Here is a 21,873-nt window from a genome sequence, read left to right as displayed (position 1 = left end):
GCTTCGAATCCTCTCGTCGCGGTCGCGGCGAGAGGGTCTTGCACCTCTGGCGTTGAGATCCGCATGTCCATACCCAAGCCGCTGTACGCCGACTACATCCAGCAACGCATCCGCACCGTGCCGGATTGGCCCCAGCCCGGGGTGCAGTTCCGCGACATCACGCCGCTGTTGCAGGACCCGAAGACCTTCCGGCTGCTGGTCGATACCTTCGTGCACCGCTATATGGACATGCAGATCGACCTGGTGGCCGGGGTGGACGCGCGCGGTTTCATCCTGGGCTCGGTGGTCGCCTACGAGCTGAACCTGGGCTTCGTGCCGATCCGCAAGAAGGGCAAGTTGCCGTATCTGACCGAGGCCGAGGAATACGAGCTGGAATACGGCTCGGCCACGGTGGAAATCCACGCCGATGCCTGCAAGCCGGGTGATCGCGTGTTGCTGGTGGACGACCTCGTGGCCACCGGCGGCACCATGATCGCCGCCGCCCGCCTGCTGCAACGGCTGGGCGCCACGGTGGTGGAGGCCGCGGCCATCGTTGACCTGCCCGAACTGGGCGGCTCGCGCCTGATCGCCGGGCAGGGCATCGAGCTGTATACCATTTGCGATTTTGCCGGCCACTGACCCGGTGGCCGGCGCTTTATCGGTGCCCGGATCGCATCCAACGACCGGGCGCCCGACGTTATCCGCTGCATTCAACAGGACAAGAGCATGACGCTGGAACTGCCAGAAGCCCATACCATCATCGACAACGCCGATTGCCTGCACAGCGAGGCCGAAGTCGTGGCCGCGCTGGATGCCATGGCCGAGGCGATGACCGCACGGCTGGCCAGCGCCAACCCCATCGTCTACACGATCATGAACGGCGGCCTGATCGTCGCCGGCCACCTGCTGCCGCGGCTGCGCTTCCCGCTGGAGTGCTCCTACCTGCATGCCACGCGCTATCGCCAGGAAACCAGCGGCGGCGCGCTCAACTGGAAGGTCGCCCCCACCGAGGACCTGCGCGGCCGCAGCGTGGTGATCATCGACGACATCCTGGACGAAGGCCACACGCTGGCGGCGGTGATCGAATACTGCAAGCGCCAGGGCGCCAAGGAAGTGCTGGTGGCGGTGCTGGTGGACAAGGACCACGACCGCAAGGCGCCGGGCGTGAGCGCCGATTTCGTCGGCCTCAAGGTGCAGGATCGCTTCCTGTTCGGCTGCGGCATGGATTACCAGGGCTACTGGCGCAACACGCTGGCGATCTACGCGGTCAAGGGTCTGTAACCCGGGGCCGGGCACGGCAAAAGGGCGGCTTCGGCCGCCTTTTTCGTTGCCGCCCGGCCGCCCCGGACATGAGCCGCTTTCATGATGGCGTGCCGGATTCCACCGCCGCGCCTCACGGTGCCTCGTGTTAGAATTGCGCCAGTTTTTTCAATCGCCTACGGAATCGGGCCCATGTTCTCCAAGTCCATCACCATCTCCCAATTCGATCCTGATCTCGCCAAAGCCATCCAGGGCGAGGTCGTGCGCCAGCACGAACACCTCGAGCTGATCGCGTCGGAAAACTACACCAGCCCCGCAGTCATGGAAGCACAGGGTTCACAGCTCACCAACAAGTACGCCGAGGGTTACCCCGGCAAGCGCTTCTACGGCGGTTGCGAGCACGTGGACGTGGTGGAACAGCTGGCCATCGACCGCGTGAAGGCGCTGTTCGGCGCCGAATACGCCAACGTGCAGCCGCACTCGGGCAGCCAGGCCAACCAGGCGGTGTACTTCTCGATCCTCAAGCCGGGCGACACCGTGATGGGCATGAACCTGGGCCACGGCGGCCACCTGACCCACGGCTCGCCGGCCAACCTGTCGGGCAAGCTGTTCAACATCGTGCCCTACGGCCTGAACGAGAACGAAGAGATCGATTACGACGAGATGGAACGCATCGCGGTCGAGACCAAGCCCAAGCTGATCATCGGCGGCGCCTCCGCCTTCGCGCTGCGCTTCGACTGGGCGCGCATGCGCGAGATCGCCGACAAGGTCGGCGCCTACTTCATGGTGGACATGGCCCACTACGCCGGCCTGATCGCCGCCGGCGTCTACCCGAACCCGGTGCCGCACGCGCACTTCGTCACCTCGACCACCCACAAGACCCTGCGCGGCCCGCGCGGCGGCCTGATCCTGGCCAAGGCCGAGTTCGAGAAGAGCCTCAACTCCAACGTGTTCCCCACGCTGCAAGGCGGCCCGCTGATGCACGTGATCGCCGCCAAGGCCATCGCCTTCAAGGAAGCGGCCAGCCCCGAGTTCAAGGTCTACGCCGAACAGGTGATCAAGAACGCCCAGGCCATGGCCAAGACCCTGGCCGAGCGCGGCCTGCGCATCATCTCCGGCCGCACCGAGAGCCACGTGTTCCTGGTGGACCTGCGTCCCAAGGGCCTGACCGGCAAGGCGGCCGACGCCGCGCTGGGCAAGGCGCACATCACCGTCAACAAGAACGCCATCCCCAACGACCCGGAAAGCCCCTTCGTCACCTCGGGCATCCGCATCGGCGCGCCGGCCATCACCACCCGCGGCTTCAAGGAAGAAGAAGCCATCCAGGTGGCGCACCTGATCGCCGACGTGCTGGACAACCCGGCCGACGAAGCCAACCTGGCCGCGGTGGCCGAGAAGGTGAAGGCGCTGACCGCGCGCTTCCCGGTCTACGGCGCCTGACACCGGGCGCGCCGCGCGGTGGCCTGACGGCCGCCGACGGTGCCGGTTGCGACACGGGGCATGGCGCTTGGCCATGCCCCGCGTCATTTGTGCGCCCGATTGTGTTCGTCGGGCGCGATTGCTAAGTTGTGGTTCGTTCCGCCAGCCAGGCTGCCTGCCCATGAAATGTCCGTTCTGCGGTTCCCCCGACACCCAGGTCGTCGATTCGCGCGTCTCCGAGGAAGGCGACACCGTGCGCCGCCGCCGCCGCTGCGCGGTGTGCGACAAGCGCTTCACCACCTACGAGACCGCCGAGGTGCGGCTGCCGCAGGTGGTCAAGCAGAACGGCCAGCGGGTGGATTTCGACCGCGAGAAGATCCGCACCTCCTTTCATCGGGCGCTGCACAAGCGGCCGGTGCCCACCCAGTTGGTGGACGAGGCCATCGCCCGCATCATCCAGAAGGTACTGACCGTGGGCGACCGCGAAATCATGTCGCGCCAGATCGGCGAGATGGTGATCAGCGAACTGGCCAAGCTGGACAAGGTGGCCTACATCCGCTTCGCCTCGGTCTATCGCAGTTTCTCGGACGTCGAGGATTTCCGCGACGTGATCCGCGAGGTGAGCAAGGACAAATGACCCAGGCCGTGAACGATGCCGCGATGATGCAGCGCGCGCTGGCCCAGGCCGCGCGCGGCGCCTGTATCACCTCGCCCAACCCCAGCGTCGGCTGCGTGCTGGTGCGCGACGGCGTCATCGTCGGCGCCGGCCACAGCCAGCAGGCGGGCGGTCCGCACGCCGAGGTGATGGCATTGCGCCAGGCCGGCGACGCGGCGCGTGGCGCCACCGCCTACGTCACGCTGGAACCATGCAGCCACCACGGGCGCACCCCGCCATGCGCCGACGCGCTGGTCGCCGCCGGTGTGGCGCGGGTGGTGGTGGCGCTGACCGATCCCAACCCGCTGGTGGCGGGGCAGGGGCTGGCGCGGCTGCGTGCGGCGGGCATCGACGTCGCGGCCGGCGTGCTGCGCGATGCGGCACAGGCGCATCACAAGGGTTTCCTGTCGCGCATGGTGCGCGGCCGGCCATGGACGCGGCTCAAGCTGGCCGCCAGCCTGGATGGCCGCATCGCGTTGCGCGACGGGCAGTCGCAATGGATCACCGGCCCGGCGGCGCGTGCCGACGTGCAGCGGTTGCGGGCGCGTTCCTGCGCCATGCTGACCGGGATCGGCACCGTGCTGGCCGACGATGCGCAGCTCACGGTGCGCGAGCCCCAGGGCGTGCTGTGGCAAGGGCGCCAGCCGCTGCGGGTGGTGGTCGACAGCGACCTGCGCACCCCGCCGGGCGCGCGCCTGTTGCAGACGCCGGGGGTGCTGCTGGTCGCCGCGCGCGACAGCGAGCGCCGCGCCGCGCTGGAGGCGGCCGGCGCCGGCATCGTGCTGCTGCCGGGCGCCGACGGCCGGGTCGATCTGGCGGCCTTGCTTGAACTGCTGGGACAGCGCGGCATCAATGAACTCACGGTGGAAGCCGGCGGCACTCTGGCCGGTGCGCTACTGTCGCGCGGCCTGGTCGACGAGGCGGTGCTGTACCAGGCGCCGGTGCTGCTGGGCGACGGCCTGCCGCTGGCCGAGTTCACGCTCGCCAGCCTGGCGCAGCGCCTGACGCCGCGCGTGCTGGAGCGGCGCATGGTCGGCGACGACCAGCGCCTGACGCTGCGTTTCACCGAGATCGACGCCTGGGGCGCCTGAACCGAGGCCCCACCGCCGGGCGGCATTCGAGACCATGGCCGATGCCCCGCTGCGTGCGGTGTCGGCAACAAGGAGCGGGATCATGGATCAACCGATCGAAACCTATCGCTGTCCCGATTGCGGGCAGCCGCTGGAAGTGATGAAGGCGTGCGGCGCCACCAGCTATTTCTGCAACCATTGCAACGAACTCAAATCCTCGCAGCGGGTGCGCGAGCACAACGCGGCGGGCAACCAGGAGCAGCATTGATGTTTACCGGAATCGTCGAAGCCATCGGCACCATCGAACGCGTCGCCCCCTTCGCCGGCGGCGTGCGCCTGACCGTCGCCGCCCCGCAGCTCGACTTCAGCGACGTGGCGCTGGGCGACAGCATCACCCACAACGGCGCCTGCATGACGGTGACCGAACTGCTGCCGGATGCTCGCTTCACCATCGACGTGTCGGACGAATCGCTGCGCTGCACCGTTGGCCTGGACCGCGAGGGCGGGCGGGTCAACCTGGAGAAGGCGCTGAAGGTGGACGCGCGCCTGGGCGGGCACCTGGTGTCCGGCCACGTGGACGGCATCGGCGACGTGGTGCGCTTCGCCCCGGTGGGCGACAACCGCGAGCTGGTGGTGCGCGCCCCCGCCGCGCTGGCGCGCTACCTGGCGGTGAAGGGCTCGGTGGTGGTGAACGGCGTGTCGCTGACCACCAACCTGGTGCGCGACGTGCCCGGTGGTTGCGAGTTCTCGATCAACCTGATCCCGCATACGCTGTCGCACACCACGCTGGGCGATCTGGCCGAAGGTGCGCAGGTCAACCTGGAAATCGATCTGATCGCCCGCTACGTCGAGCGCATGCTGTCGCTGGAAGCCAAGTAGTGGCGGTAACGGCCGCGTCGTCGGGGCGATGATGCGCTCGCGGATCCATCTGTTCGGCGCGTCGGGCTCCGGCACCACCACCCTGGGCAAGGCGATCTGCCGCGAACTGGGCTGGCGGCACTTCGATACCGATGATTTCTTCTGGGTCGATACCGATCCGCCCTACACCGTGGAACGCCCTGTCGAGGAACGCCGGCTCGCGCTGGCGCGCGAACTGGCGCAGGCCGGGCGCTGGGTGGTGAGCGGATCGCTGTGCGGCTGGGGCGATGTGTTCGTTCCCGAGTTCGAGCTGGCGGTGTTTGTCCGGCTGCCGCAGCCGGAACGGATGGCACGGTTGCGGGCGCGCGAGTATCGGCGGTTCGGCGACGCCATCCTCGAAGGCGGGGCCCTGCACCAGCAGAGCCGCGAGTTCATGGAATGGGCCGCCGCCTACGACACGTCGGACCAAGTGAGTCGCAACCTGCGCAAACACCAGGCATGGCTGGCAACGCTGCCGTGCCCGGTGCTGGAACTCGGCAACGAGCAGTCCGTCGAGGCTTCGGTGCGACAGATCCTGGCTGCGATGCGCGTTTAGCGCGGCATCGCGGAACGACGCCGAGTCGGCCCGGGGCCAGAAAAGAGCCGGTACAAGGACCGGCTCTTTTCATCTGGGCGACGAGGGCATTGCCCCGTCAGCGCTGTTCCAGCTTGTTCAGCGCCTCCATCAGTTGCGAGAAGCGCTTTTCGCCCGGCGAGACGCGATTGGCCTCGCGCAGCGCCTCGCGGCTTTCCTCGATCAAGGCCTCGTCGGCGCCGCGCTGTTGCAGGTACATCACCGCGACGAAGGCGAAGTTGAACAGCACGCGCGCGTTGACCGGCAGTTTTTCCTTGGCGCCGCGCATGGCCGCCAGCGCTTCGGTCAGCTTGCCGTCGCGCGCCAGCAGCACGCCGCTATTCATCAGCTCCACCGCCTCGCGGCGGCAGGCTTCGACCAGGTTGCTGCCTTCGGCCTTCATGTTGGCGCCGTCGAACACCGCCTGTACCTTGCCGAGCAACGCGTTGTCCTCGTGGTTGTTGCGCACCACGTCCTTGAGCAGCGTCACCGCCTGATCGCGCTGGCCGGTGGCCAGCATCAGCTCGGCCATTTCCAGGCTGGCCGCCGAATCGGGCTTGGCGCCGCCTTCCAGCAGCAACTGCTTGAGTTCGTCGGCGACCGCACCGGCCTTCGACAACTGCTTTTCCTGGGTGTAGATCATGCCCTCGGCCGACTTGGCCCGCAGCGTCACGTTGGCGTCGTCGAACTGGTGTTGCGCGGTCTTCAGCACCTTGAGCGCCTCGTCGCTGCGGCCGCTCTTGCCGCACACCCTGGCCAGGCCCAGGTAGGCGTCGGCGCTCTTGAGGATGGAATGTTCGCCGACCGCGATGCTCTTGCGGAAGGCGGCGTCGGCGGCGTCGAGGTCGCCGCGCTGCAATGCCAGTTCGCCCAGGCTCTTCTGCCGCAGCGGCGAGTTCGGCGACAGCTTGAGCGCGGCCGACAGCGTGGCTTCGGCCTGCTCGGCCTCGCCCAGCTTCTGCAGCGTGCGCGCCAGCCAGTCGTAGGCTTCCAGGTAGCCGGGCGCCTGCTCGCGCGAGATCTGGAAGTGGTCGCGCGCGGCTTCGTATTCGCCCTGCTGGTAGCAGATGCGGCCCAGGCCGGTGCGCGCCCAGGCGATCTCGCGCTTGGTCAGCACCGCCTCGTAGAGCTTCTGTGCCGCTTCGACTTCGCCGGCATCCAGCAGCAGCGCGCCTTTCAGCCGTTGCAGTTCCGCCGCGTTCACTTGGTCGTAGGCCAGGCGCTCGTCGCACAGCGCGATGGCGCGGGTGTACTGCTTGTTGCTCATCGCCTGGGCGATCTCGGCGAATGCCTGTTTGCGCACAGCGATCTTCTCCAGCCGGCTGAGCAGCAGGTCGGCGGTGATCGGCTTGAGCAGGTAGGAGTCGGGCTGGTATTCCACCGCGCCCATGATCCAGTCCGAGCTTTTCTCGGCGGTGATCATGATCCAGGTGGAGGCGGGGCCGATCAGCTGGCGCAGCTTGGCTTCCTCCAGCAGTTGCTGGCCGTTCTTGCCCTGGCCCAGGTTGTAGTCGCACAGCACGATGTCGTAGCGCCGTTCCTGCAACCGTTGCAGGGCCTCCTTGCCGTTGGAGGCCATCTCGATATGGACGGCGCCGCACTCGCGCAGCATGTCGCGCATCAGGTAGCGCATGCCCTGGAAGTCGTCGATCACCAGGCAGTGGTGCGAAGCGAAATTGATCGTGGCCATGGTGTGCTCAGGGAAGGGTGATGACGAAGCGGCCGCCGCCCAGCGTGCCGCCGTTTTCCAGGCGCAGGCTGCCGACGCGCTCGCGGTTGCGGTGCAGTTGCGCCACGTGTTCGGCGAAGTAAAGGCCCAGCCCGGTGCTGCCGCTGGAGAAGTCGACCCGGCGCGGCGCGTGGCGGCTGTCGAGCAGCATCTGCGGCGGATAGCCTCGGCCGTTGTCCTCCACCGCCAGCCACAGCTCGTCGTCGGTGACGCCCGCCGCCAGCCGCACGGTGTCGGTGGTGTAGTTGATGGCGTTGGTCAGCGCCTGGCCCAGCACGCCGGCGATCAGGTCGGTGTCGTAGTGCCAGACCAGATCTTCCGGAACGTCGATCTGCAAGGCGACCTTGCTGGCCGACAGCAGCACGCGATGCTGCATCGCCACTTCTTCGCACAGCTCGGCCGGTTGCCAGGGCTGCGGGTCGAACGGATACAGCGCTTTGCCCAGCTTGTACAAGGTGAGCAGGCTGATCAGGTTGGCGTTCATCCGGTTCACCTCGTACAGCAGGTGCGAATACTCGGACTGCGCCTCGTCGGAGATGCCCTCCCAGACCGCCTCGTGCTTGGCCAGCAGGCGGCCCATCAGGCCCAGCGAGTTCTTCATGTCGTGCACGGACGAGGCCAGGATCATGGCGAGATCCGGCTGCGGCGAAGACGGTTCCATCGGTTCACCCCTCGGCTTTTGGTCTTTTGGTGGCGCGGGCCGCCAGCTTCATGGCATATCGGCGGCGTTCGGCAGGAGTATAAGCAAAGTCGAATGTGTTTCGTGCCGCCCGAGCGGGCGGTCCACGGTGGAAATGACCTACAGCAAAGATGGCCGCAAGCAGGTATCCTTGCGCTTTATTTTCAAGCTCTTTTATAGCCGCCATGCCGATTGCAGCGATCAAGGACATCATCGCGGACATCCGCGCCGGAAAGATGGTCATCCTGGTGGACGAGGAGGACCGCGAGAACGAGGGCGACGTGATGATCGCCGCCGAGTTCGTCACCCCCGAGACGATCAATTTCATGGCCAAGCACGCGCGCGGCCTGATCTGCCTGACGCTGACCGCCGAGCGCTGCAAGCAGTTGAAGCTGCCGCTGATGGTGGACCAGAACGGCTCCAGCCACGGCACCAATTTCACCGTCTCGATCGAGGCGGCCGAAGGCGTCAGCACCGGTATCTCCGCCTACGATCGCGCCCTGACCATCCAGCGCGCCGTCGCCTTCGACGCCAAGCCGGAGGACATCGTCTCCCCCGGGCACATCTTCCCCCTGCTGGCCCAGCCCGGCGGCGTGCTGGTGCGCGCCGGCCACACCGAGGCCGGCTGCGATCTGGCGATGCTGGCCGGCGTGATGCCCGCCGTCGTCATCTGCGAGGTGATGAACGACGACGGCACCATGGCGCGGCTGCCCGAGCTGATGACCTTCGCCGCCGAGCACGATCTCAAGGTCGGCACCATCTCCGACCTGATCCAGTACCGCAGCCAGCACGAAACGCTGGTCGATTGCGTCGGCCGCCGTCCGGTGCAGACCTTCGCCGGCCAGTTCGAGATGGCGGTGTTCCGCGACAAGCTGAGCGACGCCACCCACATCGCCCTGGTCAAGGGCCAGCCGGCACCGGACCGCGAAACGCTGGTGCGGGTGCACGAGCCGCTGTCGGTGATGGATTGGCTCGACCTCGATTCCGGCCATCACTCCTGGAGCGTGCGCCAGTCGCTGGAAGCCATCGCCCGCGCCGAGGCCGGCGTGATGGTGCTGCTGCACCGCCCCGAGAGCGGCGGCGACGTGCTGGCGCGCGCGCTGCCCGACCTCAAGCTGGAGCAGCCCCGCAAGTGGGACCTGCGCACCTACGGCATCGGCGCGCAGATGCTGCGGCACCTCGGCGTCGGCCAGATGAAGCTGCTGTCGCCCGAACGCAAGATGCCGAGCATGGCCGGCTTCGGCCTGGAAGTGACCGGCTTCGCCACGCCGGATTGACGCGTCGCCCCCGCTGGGGGCAACGCGCGGCCGGGCAGGCCCGGTGTGGCGTGCGATCAGCTCGACGCACCGGCACAAGGCCACGGCAAGCGAGCGCGGCAGGGCCGGAAGGGTCTTGTCGGGCGCTCTAAGATTGACCCATCGGCGCCGCACGGACGACGGCGCCTTCCGCAAGAAAGGAATCCCATGAGCTTCACCCCCAATCGCCCGCAGGAGCTGCCGCCGCTGGACGGCACCGGCCTGCGCATCGGCATCGTGACCTGTCGCTTCAACCCGGATATCTGCAACGCGCTGAACGAGGCCTGCGTCGGCGAGCTGCTGAAGCTGGGCGTGGCGCAGCAGGCCATCGCCCAATACCAGGTGCCGGGCGCGCTGGAAGCGCCGCTGGCGTTGCAGGCGCTGGCCCGGAGCGGCCGATTCGACGCGCTGGTGGCGCTGGGGTGCATCATCCGTGGCGATACCTATCATTTCGAACTGGTCGCCAACGAATCGGGCGCCGGCGTGACGCGCGTCGGGCTGGACAGCGGGATTCCCATCGCCAATGCCATCCTCACCGTCGAGAACGAGGAGCAGGCCGTCGTCCGCCAGACCGACAAGGGCGTGGATGCCGCGCGGGTGGCGGTCGAAATGGCGCAATTCCTGAAGAACCTTGGTGCGTGAGGCCAGCATGACCGAAGAAAACCAGACCCCCGTTCCCGCCCCCGCGGCCGCCGCCAAGCCGCGTTCCGCCCGCCGCCGCGCGCGCGAGTTCGCCGTGCAGGGCGTCTACCAGTGGCAGCTGACCGGCGATGGCGTGAACGCCATCGAGCGCTACCTCAAGGAAAGCAACCCGGCCTTCGGCCGCGCCGACGAGAACCTGTTCCGGGCCATCTTCTACGGCGTGCTCAAGGACCCCGAGGCCCTGAAGACCGCACTGGTGCCGCATATCGACCGGCCGTTCGAGGAAGTGAGCCCGGTGGAGGCCGCGGTGCTGTTCGCTGCCGCATTCGAGATCGCCCACATGCCGGAAACGCCGTACCCGGTGATCGTCAACGAAGCCATCGAGCTGGCCAAGACCTTCGGCGGCACCGACGGCCACCGTTTCGTCAACGGCGTGCTCGACAAGCTGGCGGCGCAGCTACGCCCGGTCGAGCTGGAAGCGGTCCGCGCCAAGCGTCGCCATTGACCGGCTGCCGATGAACGAATTCGAACTGATCGCCCGCTATTTCAACCGCCCGGCGCGGCGCGCCATCCTCGGCGTCGGCGACGACGCCGCGCTGCTCGCGCCGGAGCCGGGCATGCAGCTCGCGGTGTCGGCCGACATGCTGGTCGAAGGCCGCCACTTCTTTCCCGACGTCGATCCCGAAGCGCTCGGCCACAAGGCGCTGGCGGTCAATCTGTCCGATCTGGCGGCGATGGGTGCCGACCCGTCGTGGTGCACGCTGTCGCTGGCGCTGCCGTGCGTGGACGAAGCATGGCTGGCCGCGTTCGCACGCGGGTTCCACGCGCTGGCCGACGAGGCGGACATCGAACTGGTGGGCGGCGACACCACCCGTGGGCCGCTGACCATCGCGGTGCAGGTGGCCGGTGCGGTGCCGGCGGGGCAGGCGCTGCTGCGCAGCGGCGGCACGCCGGGCGACGATGTCTGGGTGTCCGGCACCTTGGGGGCCGCCGCCGCCGCGGTGGCGGTGCGCAACGGCGACGCCAGCTTGCCGGATGAGGCGATGCGCGCCTGCCTGGGGCGGCTGGATCGCCCGACCCCGCGGCTGGCCCTCGGTCGTGCGCTGCGCGGCCTGGCCAGCGCGGCGCTGGATATCTCCGACGGCTTGCTGGCCGACCTGGGCCACATCGGCGAGCGCTCCGCCTGCGGTGCCGAACTGGACTGGGAAGAAATCCCCGCCCATCCCGCATTGGCGAGCCTGCCGGAAGCGGTGCGGCAGCAGGCGGTGCTGGCGGGCGGCGACGACTACGAGCTGTGCTTCACCGCGCCGGCCCTGCACCGGGGCCGCCTGCAGGCGTTGTCGCAGACGCTGGGGTTGCCGCTGTCGCGCATCGGCCGTCTGGTCGGCGGGCAGGGGGTGAGGGTGTTCAACGCCGGGCAACGGCTGACCCCGGCGCGCGCCGGTTTCGACCACTTCGCCGCATGACCCATCCCGCCACACCGCTGGTCCGTCCCACCGCGCGCTTCATGCTGGCCCACCCCGCGCATTTCATCGCGCTGGGCTTCGGCAGCGGCCTGGCGCGGCGGGCGCCCGGCACCTGGGGCACCCTGGCCGCGTTGCCGCTTTACGGTTTATTGGTCGCGTTGCTGTCGCCGCTGGCGATCGCGCTGCTGTGCATCCCCGCCTTCGGCTTGGGCTGGTGGGCCGCCTCGCGCACCGGCCGCGCGCTGGGCGTGCACGACCACGGCGGCATCGTGGTGGACGAGATCGTCGCCACCTGGCTGGTGCTGGCCAGCGTGCCGCTGACCTGGCAAGGCTGGCTGGCCGCCTTCGCCGCATTCCGCCTGTTCGACATCCTCAAGCCCTGGCCGATCCGCTGGTTCGACCGCAAAGTGCACGGCGGCTTCGGCGTGATGCTGGACGACATCCTCGCCGCCGGCTATGCCATCGCCGTGCTGTGGCTGATGCGGGGCTGGCTGGGCTGAAGCTCGCAACGGTCGAAGAAACGGGATGCCGAGGCATCCCGTTTTTCATTCGAGGACCTACCACCAACGCCAGCGCTACTGAAACCTGAAACCGCCCCGGGCGTAGCACAAGCCATTTGACCAAGCCCCTGGGCGGCATTGAGCCCCCGTTCCAAGGGCCACTGGCGAGCAAAGCGAGGCTCCCTCCCCGCGGCGAGGGCGGGGGGAGTGGAATCAATCAGGAAGGGCCAGTTACTGGCGTACCAACAAAGTAAAGCGCCCGGCTTTGCCGGGCGCCCGTTTCAAACGTGCATACCGCTCAAATTCGCATCAGCGCAACTGGCCCTGCAGCGCAGACAGCAACTTGGCCTGGCCTTCCGGATCCGCCGCGACGCCATCCTTGCCGGTGACGGTGAGACGGCTGCCGCTGACCTGCTGGGCGACGTGGATTTCGTACTCGGGCATTACCTTGGCCTGCTGCGGCTTGTCCTTGTCGCCGAAGCCGAACGAGGACCAGAAGCTGGTCTTCTTCTCTTCGCCGATGTCGGCCTCGGCACGGCGCACGAAGTAGACCCCCTTGCTGCGGTCGCGGTCGTAGACCACGTAGCCGACGCGGTCGAGCGCCAGGCCGACGCGGCGCCAGGCGCGGTCGAAGGCGTCGTCGATGTTGAGCGCGGTGTTGTTGTCCACCAGCGTGGCACGGGCCTTGACCTGCTTGGTCGGGTTGACCACGGCCTGCGCCTGCTGCTCGGTCATGCCCAGGCGTTGCAGCATCAGCGACAGCATCTCCGCTTCCAGCTCCGGGTCGGACGGACGCGGGGTCCAGACGGTCTTGGCTTCGCCGGTGGGAGTGCCGACCTTGGCCTCGGACGAGCCGTCGGCGAACACTTCGGTCATGCCGCGGTGCGAGACATAGATCTCGGTGGTGCCCGGCGTGGTGCCCGGCTCGATACGGGTGCGGAACTTGTCCAGCTCGCCGGTGCTGATGAACTGGTCGGCCACCTTGCGCAGCAGCTTGGTCACCCAGTCCTGTGGCAGGTTGGCGCGGTTTTCCAGCCAGTCGGTTTCCATCACGCCGATCGATGGGTTGTCCACCGACAGCAGGAAGCCGTTGTCCAGCCAGAATTCGCGGATCTCCGGCCAGATCTTGGCCGGCTCGCCCTGTACCACCAGCCAGCGCTGGCCGCCGGCCTGCACCAGGCGGGCCTTGGCGTTGACCTGGGCCGGCGTGGCCGCGGGTTCCTCGGCGGTGGTGCTGGCGGTCTTGCTGACCGGCACCGGCGCTTCGTTCCCCACGCTGCGGCTCGGCATGGTATAGACGCCGGTATTGGCGGGGGCGGTCAGATCGGGCGGGATTTCCAGGTTGTTCTTGGAAACGTTGTCGCTACCGGAGCGGTAGTCGACCTTGCGTTGCAGCATGAGGTCATCGGTACTGCACGCGCCGAGCGCGACAGCCACCAACACGACGAGCAGACGGGGATTCAAGTTCATGGGGGAATTCGATTCAGCGTGGTGATCTCAAACGCCGGCCATTTGCATGGCCTGGCGCACGACGGTTTGGGCGCCGCCGGATAGGCGGGTGAGCGGCAGGCGGATACCGCTGCCGATGCGGCCCATTTCTTCGAGTGCCCACTTCACCGGGATCGGGTTGGCTTCAACGAAAAGGTGCTTGTGCAGACCTTGCAACGTGTCATTCAGTTCACGTGCCTCGGCCACGCGGCCGGCCAGCGCGGCGGTGCACATCGCCTGCATGCGGCGCGGCGCCACGTTGGCGGTGACGGAGATCACGCCGTGGCCACCCAGCAGCAGGAAGGGCAGGGTGGACGCGTCGTCGCCGCTGTAGAGCAGGAAATCCTTGGGGGCGCGCCGTGCCAGGTCGGCGGCGCGTTCCATATTGCCGGTGGCATCCTTGAGGCCGACGATGCCGGGCAGTTCGGCCAGGCGCAACACGGTGTCGTTGGCCAGGTCGGTGATGGTGCGGCCGGGCACGTTGTACAGCAGCGTGGGCAGCTCGCACGATTCGGCGATGGCCTTGTAGTGCTGGAACAGGCCCTCCTGGGTGGGCTTGTTGTAATAGGGGACGACCGATAACCCGTAGCTGGCGCCGACCTGTGCGGCGCGGCGGCTGAGATGGATGGCTTCGCGGGTGGAGTTGGCGCCGGTGCCGGCGATCACCGGGACGCGGCCGGCGGCCTGTTCGATCACCACGCGGATGATCTCGATGTGTTCGTCGACATCGACCGTGGGGGATTCGCCGGTGGTGCCCACGGCCACGATGCCCTGCGTGCCTTCGGCGATGTGCCAGTCCACCAGTTTTCGCAGACGGTCGAAATCCAAGCTGCCGTCTTCGAACATGGGGGTGACGATCGCCACCAGGCTACCTGTCAGCATGAGCCGCTTACCTGTCGGAAAAGTGATACGAAGTGGGGCATTCTAACCGAACGGTGTTGCCGCGTGGAACCTTGTTTCCGTGGGAAATTCGTCACGCGTCCTCCTGGCGGAAACCGGTCTTGCGGATCAGCCAGTTGCCGAGGTCGTCCAGCCAGGTGAACACCACCGGAACCACCACCAGGGTCAGCAGGGTGGAGGTGATCACGCCCCCGATGATGGCGTGCGCCATCGGGGCGCGCTGCTCGGCGCCTTCGCCGATGGCCAGTGCCAGCGGCAGCATGCCCATCACCATGGCGGCGGTGGTCATCAGGATGGGGCGCAGCCGTTCGCGTCCGGCCTCGGCGACGGCGTCGGCGCGCGCCATGCCCTGGCGCCGCAGGTGGTTGACGAAGTCCACCAGCAGGATGGCGTTCTTGGTCACCAGCCCCATCAGCATGATCACGCCGATGATCGAGAAGATGTTCAGCGTGCTGCGCATCAAGAGCAGTGCCAGCAGCACGCCGACCAGCGACAGCGGCAGCGAGGTCATGATCGCCAGCGGTTGCAGGAAGTGGCCGAACTGCGAGGCGAGGATCATGTAGATGAACACCACTCCCAGTACCAGCGCCGCCAGCGCGTAGCCGGCCGATTCGGCCATGTCCTTGGCGTCGCCGGCGGTGACGAAGCGGTAGCCCGGCGGCAGGCGGAACTCGGCCTGCACCTTGTCGATCTGCTGCTGCACTTCGCCGGTGGTGCGGCCCGAGACGTTGGCGGTGATGTTCACCTCGCGGAACAGGTTGCGGCGGCTGATCTGCACCGGGGTGGTCGATTCCTCGACGCTGGCCAGTTCCGCCAGCGGGATCATCAGCGGCGCGCCCTGTTCGTTGAGCCGGCTGCTGGCCAGGTACAGGTCGTCCAGCGCGGCGCCGCTGGTGCGGGCCTGGCGATCCAGCCGCACGTTGACGTCGTAGTTTTCGCCGTCGGGCGCCTGCCAGGTGCTGGTGGCGTCGCCGGCCACCAGCGGCCGCAGCGCGTCGCCGATCTGTGCCGGGGTGAAGCCCAGGCTGGCGGCGCGCTCGCGATTGATCTCCACGTTCAGCGCCGGCTTGGGCGCCTTCATCGACGAGTCGACGTCGACTACGCCGGGGATGGCGGCGAGGCGCTTGGCGAACTGGGCCGACAGCCGTGACAACTCGTTCAGATCGGTGCCCTGCAACGAGATCTGGATCGGCTTGCCGTCCGGCCCGCCACCGCCCAGCGGCGCCAGCGACTGGATCTCGACTCCGGCCACCCGCGACACCGATTCGCGGAACAGGGCGATCAGCTGGTCCTGGCTGCGCTGGCGTTCCTTCTTCGGCGTGAGGAAGATCATCATTGAGCCGTTCTGTTTGCCCTGGGTCTGGCCGGTGTTCACCGTGACATAGGTTTCGCGTACCTCCGGGTAACGTCGCAGCACCGATTCGATCTGCCGCGCCTTGGCGGCGGTGTAGTCCAGGTTGGAGCCGACCGGGGTGGAGAAGGTCAGAGCCAGCCGCGACATGTCGGCCTTGGGCACGAACTCGCTGCCGATGAAGCGCGCCAGCGCGAACGCTGCCACCAGGCTGCCGATGGCCAGGGCGATCACTGCCAGCCGGTGTCCCAGGCTCCAGCGGATCAGCTTGCTGTAGGTGTTGCCCAGCCAGCCCATGCCGTCCTCGAACTTGTCGAGCAGCCTGCCCAGCGGGCGCTTGCCGCCGTGCACGTGCGGGTCGGGCCAGACCGACGACAGCATCGGGTCCAGCGTGAACGAGACGAACATTGAGATCAGCACCGCGGCGCAGACCGTCAGGCCGAACTGGTGGAAGAACTGGCCGATGATGCCGCCCATGAAGCCCACCGGCAGGAACACCGCCACGATGGTCGAGGTGGTGGCCAGCACCGCCAGCCCGATCTCGGCGGTGCCGTCGAGCGCGGCCTGGGTGTGGTTCTTGCCCATCGCGGCGTGGCGCACGATGTTCTCGCGCACCACGATGGCATCGTCGATCAGCAGGCCGATGCACAGCGACAGCGCCATCATGGTCATCACGTTGACGGTGAAGCCGCCCAGGTAGACCACGAAGAAGGTGCCGATCAGCGCCACCGGCAGCGTCAGGCCGGTGATGACGGTGGAACGCCACGAGCCCAGGAACAGGAACACGATGCCCACGGTGAGCAGCGCGCCTTCCAGCAGCGTGGTACGCACGTCCTTGAGCGAGGAACGGATGCCTTCCGAGTTGTCGTAGAGGATGGACAGCTTTACGCCGCTGCTGGCCATCTGGTGGTTCAGCTCGGCCATGGTGGCGTGCACCCGGTCGGCCACGGCCACGGTGTTGGCCTTGTTCACCTTCATCAGGTTGAGCGTGATGGCGCGCTGGCCGTTCACCAGGGCCAGCGACTCCTCTTCGGCCTGGCTGTCCTCGACGGTGGCGACGTCGCTGAGATAGATCGGCGCGCCGTTGCGCCAGGCGACTACCAGCCGCTGGAAGTCGGCCGGCGTCTTGAGACGGCCCTTGATCTGCACCACCTGCTCCTGGCGGGTGGTTTCGATGGTGCCCACCGGGACTTCGGCGTTCTGGGCGCGCACCGCGTTCATCACTTCGTTGACGCCCAGCTTGAGCGCCGCCAGCCGCTCCGGGCGCACCTTGATGTTGATCTGCCGCGCCACGCCGCCCACCAGCTCGGCCTGGCCCACGCCGGGAATGGTCTCGAAGCGCTTCTTGATCACCTGGTCGGCCAGGGTGGTCATCTCGCGCGGGGTCAGCCGGTCGCTGCGGATCGCCAGCGACACGATGGGCTGGTCGTCCGGGCTGAAGCGGGTGATGACCGGGTCCTTGACCTCATCGCGAAAACCGGGGGTGACCGCCGCCACCTTCTCGCGCACGTTCTGCACCGCCACCTCGGGGTCGATCGACAGCTCGAACTCCGCCACCACCACCGACAGGCCCTGGTAGGTATAGGAATAGAGCGTCTTCAACCCGCTGACGGTGTTGATGCCTTCCTCCAGGCGCTTGGTCACGTCGCTTTCGACGATCTCCGGCGATGCGCCGGGGTAGGCGGTGCTGATCACCACCACCGGGAATTTGACGTCGGGAAATTCCTCCACCGGCAGCCGGGTCAGCGAGAACAGGCCGAGCACCAGCAGCGACAGCATCATCATCGTGGCAAACACAGGGTTGTGAATGCTGATCCGGGTGAACCACATGGGTCACTTCCCCTGCGTTGGCAATTTGACGGCGGTGCCGGCGGTGAGCGCGATATTGCTGGCCAGCACCTTGCTGCCCAATGCCGGGCCCGACACCAGTTCGGCCTGGCCGCGGCGCAGGTCGGTGGCACCCACCTGCACGGCGCGGCGCACCAGCCGGTCCGACTCGATCGTCAGCACGTAGGCGTTGCTGCCGTCGCCGTGGACGGCGGCCAGCGGCAGGGTGGAGACGCCCTTGCGACGGTCGACCAGCACCGTGCCCTGCGCGAACAGGCCGCTGCGCAACTCGCCGTCGGGATTGGGCACCCGGATATAGATGGACACGGTCTTGCTGTTCTCATCGACCGTCGGGTTGATGCGGATGATGGTGCCGCTGAAGGCGCGGCGATAACCCTCGACGTTGAAATCGACGTTCTGGCCGACGTGCACGTCGGCGATGCGGGTGGACGGCACCGCGGCAGCCAGTTCCAGCTCGGTCAGGTCCACCAGGGTGAACAGCTGACTGTTGACGCCGACATGCTGGCCCGGCTCGACCAGCCGCTGCGCCAGCGTGCCGGTGAACGGCGCGCGCACCGTGCCGTTGTCCACCGCCTGCTGCGCCACGCCCAGTTGTGCCACGGCGGCGCGCTCGTCCGCCTGCGCGGTCTGCAACTGGCTCTGGGTATTGTCGAAGGCATTCTTGGAGATGAAGTTCTGCGCCAGCAGGTCGGCGTTGCGCTTGGCCAGCTTGCGGTTGTATTCCAGCAACTCGCGGCTCTTTTCCAGCTGAGCCTGGGCCACCGCCACCTGGCGTTGCTGGTTGGCGGTATCGAAGCGGGCCAGCACCTGCCCCTGGGTGACCGCTGCGCCGGGGCGGACCTCGACGCTGGCGATCTTGCCTTCGATCTGCGCGGTGAGCGTGGTCTGCTGGATGGCGCCCAGCGTGCCGGTAAGCGCCAAAGTGTTGTCGATGTCGCCAGCGACGACGGTGGCGATGTCCTCCGGGGCCAGCTCGATGGCCGCGGGCTGCGGCGGGGCCGGCGGTGGCGCGGCGGCGCGGCGGCCGGCGAAGGCAAACCAGAGCGCCGCCAGGATGACGACACCGACTACCACAAGGATCAGGGGACGCGCGCGCATGTGAACAGACAGTGAAGAGAAAGAACTCGGCGCATTCTACCCAAGGGCAGAAGCGATGAAATGTGCTTCTTTGTGAAGCAGGCGAAAGTGGCAAGCAATGATTGCAGTAGTCGGAGGCGAAGAATACAGCGGCATTTGCCTGGACTGGCTTTCCCACTGGCTGGAGGGAGCTTGCCGCGCGTGCCTGGGGGGATTTGCGCCAGCGCAAATTTAAGCATTTGCTGACGTGCCATCCTTTCGACACCTTCTTACTGGTTAGCGAAAAGCGGGAAGAAGATGGGAGGCCAGGACGGGAGTGGGGCAGGTGTCGTGCGAGCGCCACCTTTCATTGCACCCTGTTTGGGCCGGTGGAATAATCCGCCGAGGTTTACATGTCCCCTATCACTGTTTACAAAGGCAGGGGTGCAACCAAACCTATCCATTACCAAAAGTCAGACAGGAGGCAACGATGAACTTGCTGGGCGGCTTGAAAGGCTGGTCAAAAAGGGGGCGCCTGAAATTGCGCTTTGTCGATGTACGCGAGCTCTGCGCCTTGGGGCAATGAGACTCCTGATCTAGGGCGTCAACGCACAATGAGAGGTGAGAAGTGAACATTCTCGGATATCTGCAAAAAATCGGCCGCGCGCTGATGGTTCCGGTGGCGACGCTGCCGGCTGCCGCCGTACTGATGGGTATTGGTTACTGGATCGACCCGAACGGTTGGGGTTCGAACAGTGCACTCGCTGCCTTCCTGATCAAATCGGGTGGCGCAATCATCGACAACATGTCGATCCTGTTCGCGGTCGGTGTGGCCTACGGCATGTCCAAGGACAAGGACGGCGCGGCCGCACTGGCCGGTCTGGTCGGCTACTACGTGTTGACCACCCTGTGCTCGCCGGCCGCCGTGTCGATGATCCAGGGCATTCCTGCCGATCAGGTGCCGGCAGCCTTCGGCAAGATCAACAACCAGTTCGTGGGTATCCTGACCGGTGTGATCTCGGCCGAGTTGTATAACCGCTTCAGCCATGTGGAACTGCCCAAGGCGCTGGCCTTCTTCAGCGGCCGCCGTCTGGTGCCGATCGTGACCTCCTTCGTCATGATCGTCGTCGCGTTCCTGATGATGGTGGCGTGGCCGGTGATCTACAACGCGCTGGTCCACTTCGGTGAAAGCATCAAGGATCTGGGCCCGGTGGGCGCGGGTATCTATGCCTTCTTCAACCGTCTGCTGATCCCGATCGGTCTGCACCACGCGCTGAACTCGGTGTTCTGGTTCGACGTGGCCGGCATCAACGACATCCCGAACTTCCTGGGCGGTGCCAAGTCGCTGGCTGAAGGCAAGGCCGTGATCGGCGTGACCGGTATGTATCAGGCCGGCTTCTTCCCGATCATGATGTTCGGTCTGCCGGGCGCCGCGCTGGCGATCTACCACTCCGCCAAGCCGCAGCACAAGGCTCGCGTCGCGTCGATCATGATCGCCGCAGCCTTTGCCTCGTTCTTCACCGGTATCACCGAGCCGCTCGAGTTCTCGTTCATGTTCGTGGCGCCGGTGCTCTACGTGCTGCACGCGTTCCTGACCGGTATCTCGGTGTTCATCGCCGCTTCCATGCAGTGGATCGCCGGCTTCGGCTTCAGCGCCGGTCTGGTCGACATGGTGCTGTCGTCGCGCAACCCGCTGGCCCGCGAATGGTACATGCTGATCATTCAGGGGCTGGTGTTCTCGGGCATCTACTACTTCGTGTTCCGTGCCGCGATCCGCGCCCTGAACCTGAAGACCCCCGGTCGCGAGGACGACGACGAGCTGGCCCCGGCTGCCGATGCTGCCCCGGTTTCCAGCGACGTTGACAGCCTGGCCCGTGGTTACCTGAACGTGATCGGCGGTACCGCCAACCTGGAAAACATCGACGCGTGCATCACCCGTCTGCGTCTGACCGTGGGTGACACCGCCAAGGTGAACGAAGGTGAGGCCAAGCGCCTGGGCGCTTCCGGCGTGATCAAGCTCAACACCAAGAACGTGCAGATCATCGTCGGCCCGCGTGCCGAGCTGATCGCCGCCGCCATGCGCAACGTGATCAGCGGTGTGGGCGCCAAGCCTGCCGCCGCCGCCCCCGTTGCCGCTGCGCCGGCTCCGGCTGCTGCGCCTGCCGCTGCCGGCGACCTGGTGCTGCTGGCGCCGGTGACCGGCGAAGTGGTTCCGCTGGATCAGGTGCCCGATGCGGCGTTCGCCAGCAAGGCCGTGGGTGATGGCGTGGCCATCCGCCCGACCGGCAAGCTGGTGGTGGCCCCCGTTGGCGGCACCATCGCCAAGATCTTCAACAGCAACCACGCGTTCGCGCTGGTGGCCGATAACGGTGCGGAAATCATCGTCCACATCGGCATCGAGACCGTGAAGCTGGGCGGCCAGGGCTTCAAGCGCCTTGCCGAACAGGGTGCACGTGTGAAGGCTGGCGATCCGGTGCTGGAACTGGACCTGGACTACCTCGCCGCCCACGCGCAGTCGCTGGTGAGCCCGGTGGTGGTCAGCAACGTCGACCAGTACGCCGGTGTGACCAATGTGGTCACCGGTCAGGTGCAAGCTGGCCACACCCCGCTGTACACGCTGAAGACCAAGTAAGCACTGGGGCCGACGCAGGTCGGCCCTGTCGGTCGAGTAGAAAGAACCCCCGCTGTTCAGCGGGGGTTCTTTTTTTGCCGTGGCAATGCACGTTGTCCTTTGCGCTTTCTTGGAGCAGACCCGGGGATCGCTTGGTGGAAGCCACAAGCCGGAGGGGCGCGATTTGCTGCGCAGTGCTCGGTGCGCTGGCCCATGGATGGGAAGGCAGATCACCGTAATGAAGGTGCCTGCTCTGGGAATGGCTCGCAGGGCTGGGATGAATCAATAAGGCAGCTCTGATCCTTCCTGGCACGATGGCGCCGCCATCGCTGGGGGGTGAGTAAGGCAGGGGCCGTGGAGGGCCGTGATAGCGGCGCAAGCGTCGAGGATGGAGACGATACGCGCGGGCTTCGGGGACGCGTGGATTTTGCCGCCGACGATCGCCGCGAAAGGC

The 21,873-nt window shown here is 66.9% G+C and carries 21 protein-coding genes; 14 read left to right on the top strand and 7 right to left on the bottom strand.

The window, feature by feature from the left end; all coding sequences use genetic code 11:
* Positions 1-63 precede the first annotated feature (63 nt).
* The 8 genes from C556_RS0114950 (at position 64) to C556_RS0114915 (ending at position 5,836) form a co-directional block, all read left to right on the top strand.
* On the top strand, positions 64-618 hold the full coding sequence (locus C556_RS0114950; protein WP_018749064.1) for an adenine phosphoribosyltransferase: 555 nt from the start codon (positions 64-66) through the stop codon (positions 616-618).
* An 87-nt stretch (positions 619-705) separates the two neighbouring features.
* The gene (locus C556_RS0114945; RefSeq protein WP_018749063.1) at positions 706-1,260 is read left to right on the top strand and encodes a hypoxanthine-guanine phosphoribosyltransferase; all 555 of its coding nucleotides are present in this window, start codon (positions 706-708) and stop codon (positions 1,258-1,260) included.
* A gap of 171 nt (positions 1,261-1,431) precedes the next feature.
* Positions 1,432-2,679: a serine hydroxymethyltransferase gene (gene glyA / locus C556_RS0114940; protein ID WP_018749062.1), complete on the top strand. Its 1,248-nt coding sequence runs from the start codon at positions 1,432-1,434 to the stop codon at positions 2,677-2,679.
* 160 nt (positions 2,680-2,839) lie between these two features.
* Positions 2,840-3,295: a transcriptional regulator NrdR gene (gene nrdR, locus C556_RS0114935; protein ID WP_018749061.1), complete on the top strand. Its 456-nt coding sequence runs from the start codon at positions 2,840-2,842 to the stop codon at positions 3,293-3,295.
* On the top strand, positions 3,292-4,404 hold the full coding sequence (gene ribD, locus C556_RS0114930) for a bifunctional diaminohydroxyphosphoribosylaminopyrimidine deaminase/5-amino-6-(5-phosphoribosylamino)uracil reductase RibD (RefSeq protein WP_018749060.1): 1,113 nt from the start codon (positions 3,292-3,294) through the stop codon (positions 4,402-4,404). The genes nrdR and ribD overlap by 4 nt, the downstream gene beginning before the upstream one ends.
* A gap of 82 nt (positions 4,405-4,486) precedes the next feature.
* Complete coding sequence (locus C556_RS21800; RefSeq protein WP_018749059.1) at positions 4,487-4,651, top strand: YfgJ family double zinc ribbon protein; 165 nt, start codon at positions 4,487-4,489, stop codon at positions 4,649-4,651.
* Positions 4,651-5,262, top strand: coding sequence for a riboflavin synthase (locus tag C556_RS0114920; RefSeq protein WP_018749058.1), 612 nt, complete (start codon positions 4,651-4,653; stop codon positions 5,260-5,262). Before C556_RS21800 ends, C556_RS0114920 begins: the two co-directional genes overlap by 1 nt.
* 31 nt (positions 5,263-5,293) lie before the next feature.
* A complete protein-coding gene (locus C556_RS0114915; protein WP_026263126.1) occupies positions 5,294-5,836 on the top strand; it encodes an AAA family ATPase in 543 nt (180 codons plus the stop codon).
* Positions 5,837-5,933: 97 nt separating this feature from the next.
* Here the strand turns inward: C556_RS0114915 and C556_RS20595 are convergent, their stop codons facing one another.
* From C556_RS20595 to C556_RS23160, 3 genes are read right to left on the bottom strand one after another with little or no spacing between them, the layout of a single operon-like run.
* Positions 5,934-7,544: a tetratricopeptide repeat-containing response regulator gene (locus C556_RS20595; RefSeq protein WP_018749056.1), complete on the bottom strand. Its 1,611-nt coding sequence runs from the start codon at positions 7,542-7,544 to the stop codon at positions 5,934-5,936.
* Positions 7,545-7,551: 7 nt separating this feature from the next.
* Positions 7,552-8,244: a sensor histidine kinase gene (locus C556_RS0114905; protein ID WP_026263125.1), complete on the bottom strand. Its 693-nt coding sequence runs from the start codon at positions 8,242-8,244 to the stop codon at positions 7,552-7,554.
* 4 nt (positions 8,245-8,248) lie between these two features.
* On the bottom strand, positions 8,249-8,476 hold the full coding sequence (locus C556_RS23160; protein ID WP_157236203.1) for a hypothetical protein: 228 nt from the start codon (positions 8,474-8,476) through the stop codon (positions 8,249-8,251).
* Here C556_RS23160 and ribBA point away from each other — a divergent pair.
* The 5 genes from ribBA (at position 8,448) to C556_RS0114880 (ending at position 12,165) form a co-directional block, all read left to right on the top strand.
* Positions 8,448-9,539 carry a bifunctional 3,4-dihydroxy-2-butanone-4-phosphate synthase/GTP cyclohydrolase II gene (gene ribBA, locus C556_RS0114900; protein WP_018749054.1) on the top strand — a complete coding sequence of 364 codons (1,092 nt, stop codon included), beginning with the start codon at positions 8,448-8,450 and terminating at the stop codon, positions 9,537-9,539. The two genes, C556_RS23160 and ribBA, sit on opposite strands and share 29 nt — an antisense overlap.
* A gap of 186 nt (positions 9,540-9,725) precedes the next feature.
* Entirely contained in the window at positions 9,726-10,199 is a 474-nt protein-coding gene (gene ribH / locus C556_RS0114895) for a 6,7-dimethyl-8-ribityllumazine synthase (RefSeq protein ID WP_018749053.1), read from the top strand.
* A gap of 7 nt (positions 10,200-10,206) precedes the next feature.
* Positions 10,207-10,704: a transcription antitermination factor NusB gene (gene nusB / locus C556_RS0114890; protein ID WP_018749052.1), complete on the top strand. Its 498-nt coding sequence runs from the start codon at positions 10,207-10,209 to the stop codon at positions 10,702-10,704.
* 10 nt (positions 10,705-10,714) lie between these two features.
* Complete coding sequence (thiL, locus tag C556_RS0114885; RefSeq protein WP_018749051.1) at positions 10,715-11,665, top strand: thiamine-phosphate kinase; 951 nt, start codon at positions 10,715-10,717, stop codon at positions 11,663-11,665.
* Positions 11,662-12,165 carry a phosphatidylglycerophosphatase A family protein gene (locus C556_RS0114880; RefSeq protein ID WP_018749050.1) on the top strand — a complete coding sequence of 168 codons (504 nt, stop codon included), beginning with the start codon at positions 11,662-11,664 and terminating at the stop codon, positions 12,163-12,165. The genes thiL and C556_RS0114880 overlap by 4 nt, the downstream gene beginning before the upstream one ends.
* A 309-nt stretch (positions 12,166-12,474) precedes the next feature.
* Here C556_RS0114880 and bamC read toward each other — a convergent pair whose 3' ends face one another.
* The 4 genes from bamC to C556_RS0114860 all read right to left on the bottom strand — a co-directional run bounded on the left by bamC (position 12,475) and on the right by C556_RS0114860 (position 18,850).
* The gene (gene bamC / locus C556_RS0114875; protein WP_169338630.1) at positions 12,475-13,563 is read right to left on the bottom strand and encodes an NlpB/DapX family lipoprotein; all 1,089 of its coding nucleotides are present in this window, start codon (positions 13,561-13,563) and stop codon (positions 12,475-12,477) included.
* Between the two features lie 99 nt (positions 13,564-13,662).
* On the bottom strand, positions 13,663-14,535 hold the full coding sequence (gene dapA / locus C556_RS0114870) for a 4-hydroxy-tetrahydrodipicolinate synthase (protein WP_018749048.1): 873 nt from the start codon (positions 14,533-14,535) through the stop codon (positions 13,663-13,665).
* Positions 14,536-14,626: 91 nt separating this feature from the next.
* A complete protein-coding gene (locus C556_RS20590) occupies positions 14,627-17,734 on the bottom strand; it encodes an efflux RND transporter permease subunit (RefSeq protein WP_018749047.1) in 3,108 nt (1,035 codons plus the stop codon).
* Between the two features lie 3 nt (positions 17,735-17,737).
* Positions 17,738-18,850 carry an efflux RND transporter periplasmic adaptor subunit gene (locus tag C556_RS0114860; protein WP_018749046.1) on the bottom strand — a complete coding sequence of 371 codons (1,113 nt, stop codon included), beginning with the start codon at positions 18,848-18,850 and terminating at the stop codon, positions 17,738-17,740.
* 586 nt (positions 18,851-19,436) lie between these two features.
* Here C556_RS0114860 and nagE point away from each other — a divergent pair.
* Positions 19,437-21,440, top strand: coding sequence for an N-acetylglucosamine-specific PTS transporter subunit IIBC (gene nagE / locus C556_RS0114855; RefSeq protein ID WP_018749045.1), 2,004 nt, complete (start codon positions 19,437-19,439; stop codon positions 21,438-21,440).
* The last annotated feature ends 433 nt before the right edge of the window (positions 21,441-21,873 follow it).

Source organism: Chitiniphilus shinanonensis DSM 23277, assembly GCF_000374805.1.
GTDB lineage: Bacteria > Pseudomonadota > Gammaproteobacteria > Burkholderiales > Chitinibacteraceae > Chitiniphilus > Chitiniphilus shinanonensis.
Note: the sequence above shows the minus strand (reverse complement) of the source record. Positions and strands in the feature narration are given on the sequence as shown.

Coding starts and splice junctions, on each gene's coding strand:
- C556_RS0114950 (WP_018749064.1), top strand. CDS start 64: ATGTCCATACCCAAGCCGCTGTACGCCGACTACATCCAGCAACGCATC.
- C556_RS0114945 (WP_018749063.1), top strand. CDS start 706: ATGACGCTGGAACTGCCAGAAGCCCATACCATCATCGACAACGCCGAT.
- glyA (WP_018749062.1), top strand. CDS start 1,432: ATGTTCTCCAAGTCCATCACCATCTCCCAATTCGATCCTGATCTCGCC.
- nrdR (WP_018749061.1), top strand. CDS start 2,840: ATGAAATGTCCGTTCTGCGGTTCCCCCGACACCCAGGTCGTCGATTCG.
- ribD (WP_018749060.1), top strand. CDS start 3,292: ATGACCCAGGCCGTGAACGATGCCGCGATGATGCAGCGCGCGCTGGCC.
- C556_RS21800 (WP_018749059.1), top strand. CDS start 4,487: ATGGATCAACCGATCGAAACCTATCGCTGTCCCGATTGCGGGCAGCCG.
- C556_RS0114920 (WP_018749058.1), top strand. CDS start 4,651: ATGTTTACCGGAATCGTCGAAGCCATCGGCACCATCGAACGCGTCGCC.
- C556_RS0114915 (WP_026263126.1), top strand. CDS start 5,294: ATGCGCTCGCGGATCCATCTGTTCGGCGCGTCGGGCTCCGGCACCACC.
- C556_RS20595 (WP_018749056.1), bottom strand. CDS start 7,544: ATGGCCACGATCAATTTCGCTTCGCACCACTGCCTGGTGATCGACGAC.
- C556_RS0114905 (WP_026263125.1), bottom strand. CDS start 8,244: ATGGAACCGTCTTCGCCGCAGCCGGATCTCGCCATGATCCTGGCCTCG.
- ribBA (WP_018749054.1), top strand. CDS start 8,448: ATGCCGATTGCAGCGATCAAGGACATCATCGCGGACATCCGCGCCGGA.
- C556_RS23160 (WP_157236203.1), bottom strand. CDS start 8,476: ATGATGTCCTTGATCGCTGCAATCGGCATGGCGGCTATAAAAGAGCTT.
- ribH (WP_018749053.1), top strand. CDS start 9,726: ATGAGCTTCACCCCCAATCGCCCGCAGGAGCTGCCGCCGCTGGACGGC.
- nusB (WP_018749052.1), top strand. CDS start 10,207: ATGACCGAAGAAAACCAGACCCCCGTTCCCGCCCCCGCGGCCGCCGCC.
- thiL (WP_018749051.1), top strand. CDS start 10,715: ATGAACGAATTCGAACTGATCGCCCGCTATTTCAACCGCCCGGCGCGG.
- C556_RS0114880 (WP_018749050.1), top strand. CDS start 11,662: ATGACCCATCCCGCCACACCGCTGGTCCGTCCCACCGCGCGCTTCATG.
- bamC (WP_169338630.1), bottom strand. CDS start 13,563: ATGCTGCAACGCAAGGTCGACTACCGCTCCGGTAGCGACAACGTTTCC.
- dapA (WP_018749048.1), bottom strand. CDS start 14,535: ATGCTGACAGGTAGCCTGGTGGCGATCGTCACCCCCATGTTCGAAGAC.
- C556_RS20590 (WP_018749047.1), bottom strand. CDS start 17,734: ATGTGGTTCACCCGGATCAGCATTCACAACCCTGTGTTTGCCACGATG.
- C556_RS0114860 (WP_018749046.1), bottom strand. CDS start 18,850: ATGCGCGCGCGTCCCCTGATCCTTGTGGTAGTCGGTGTCGTCATCCTG.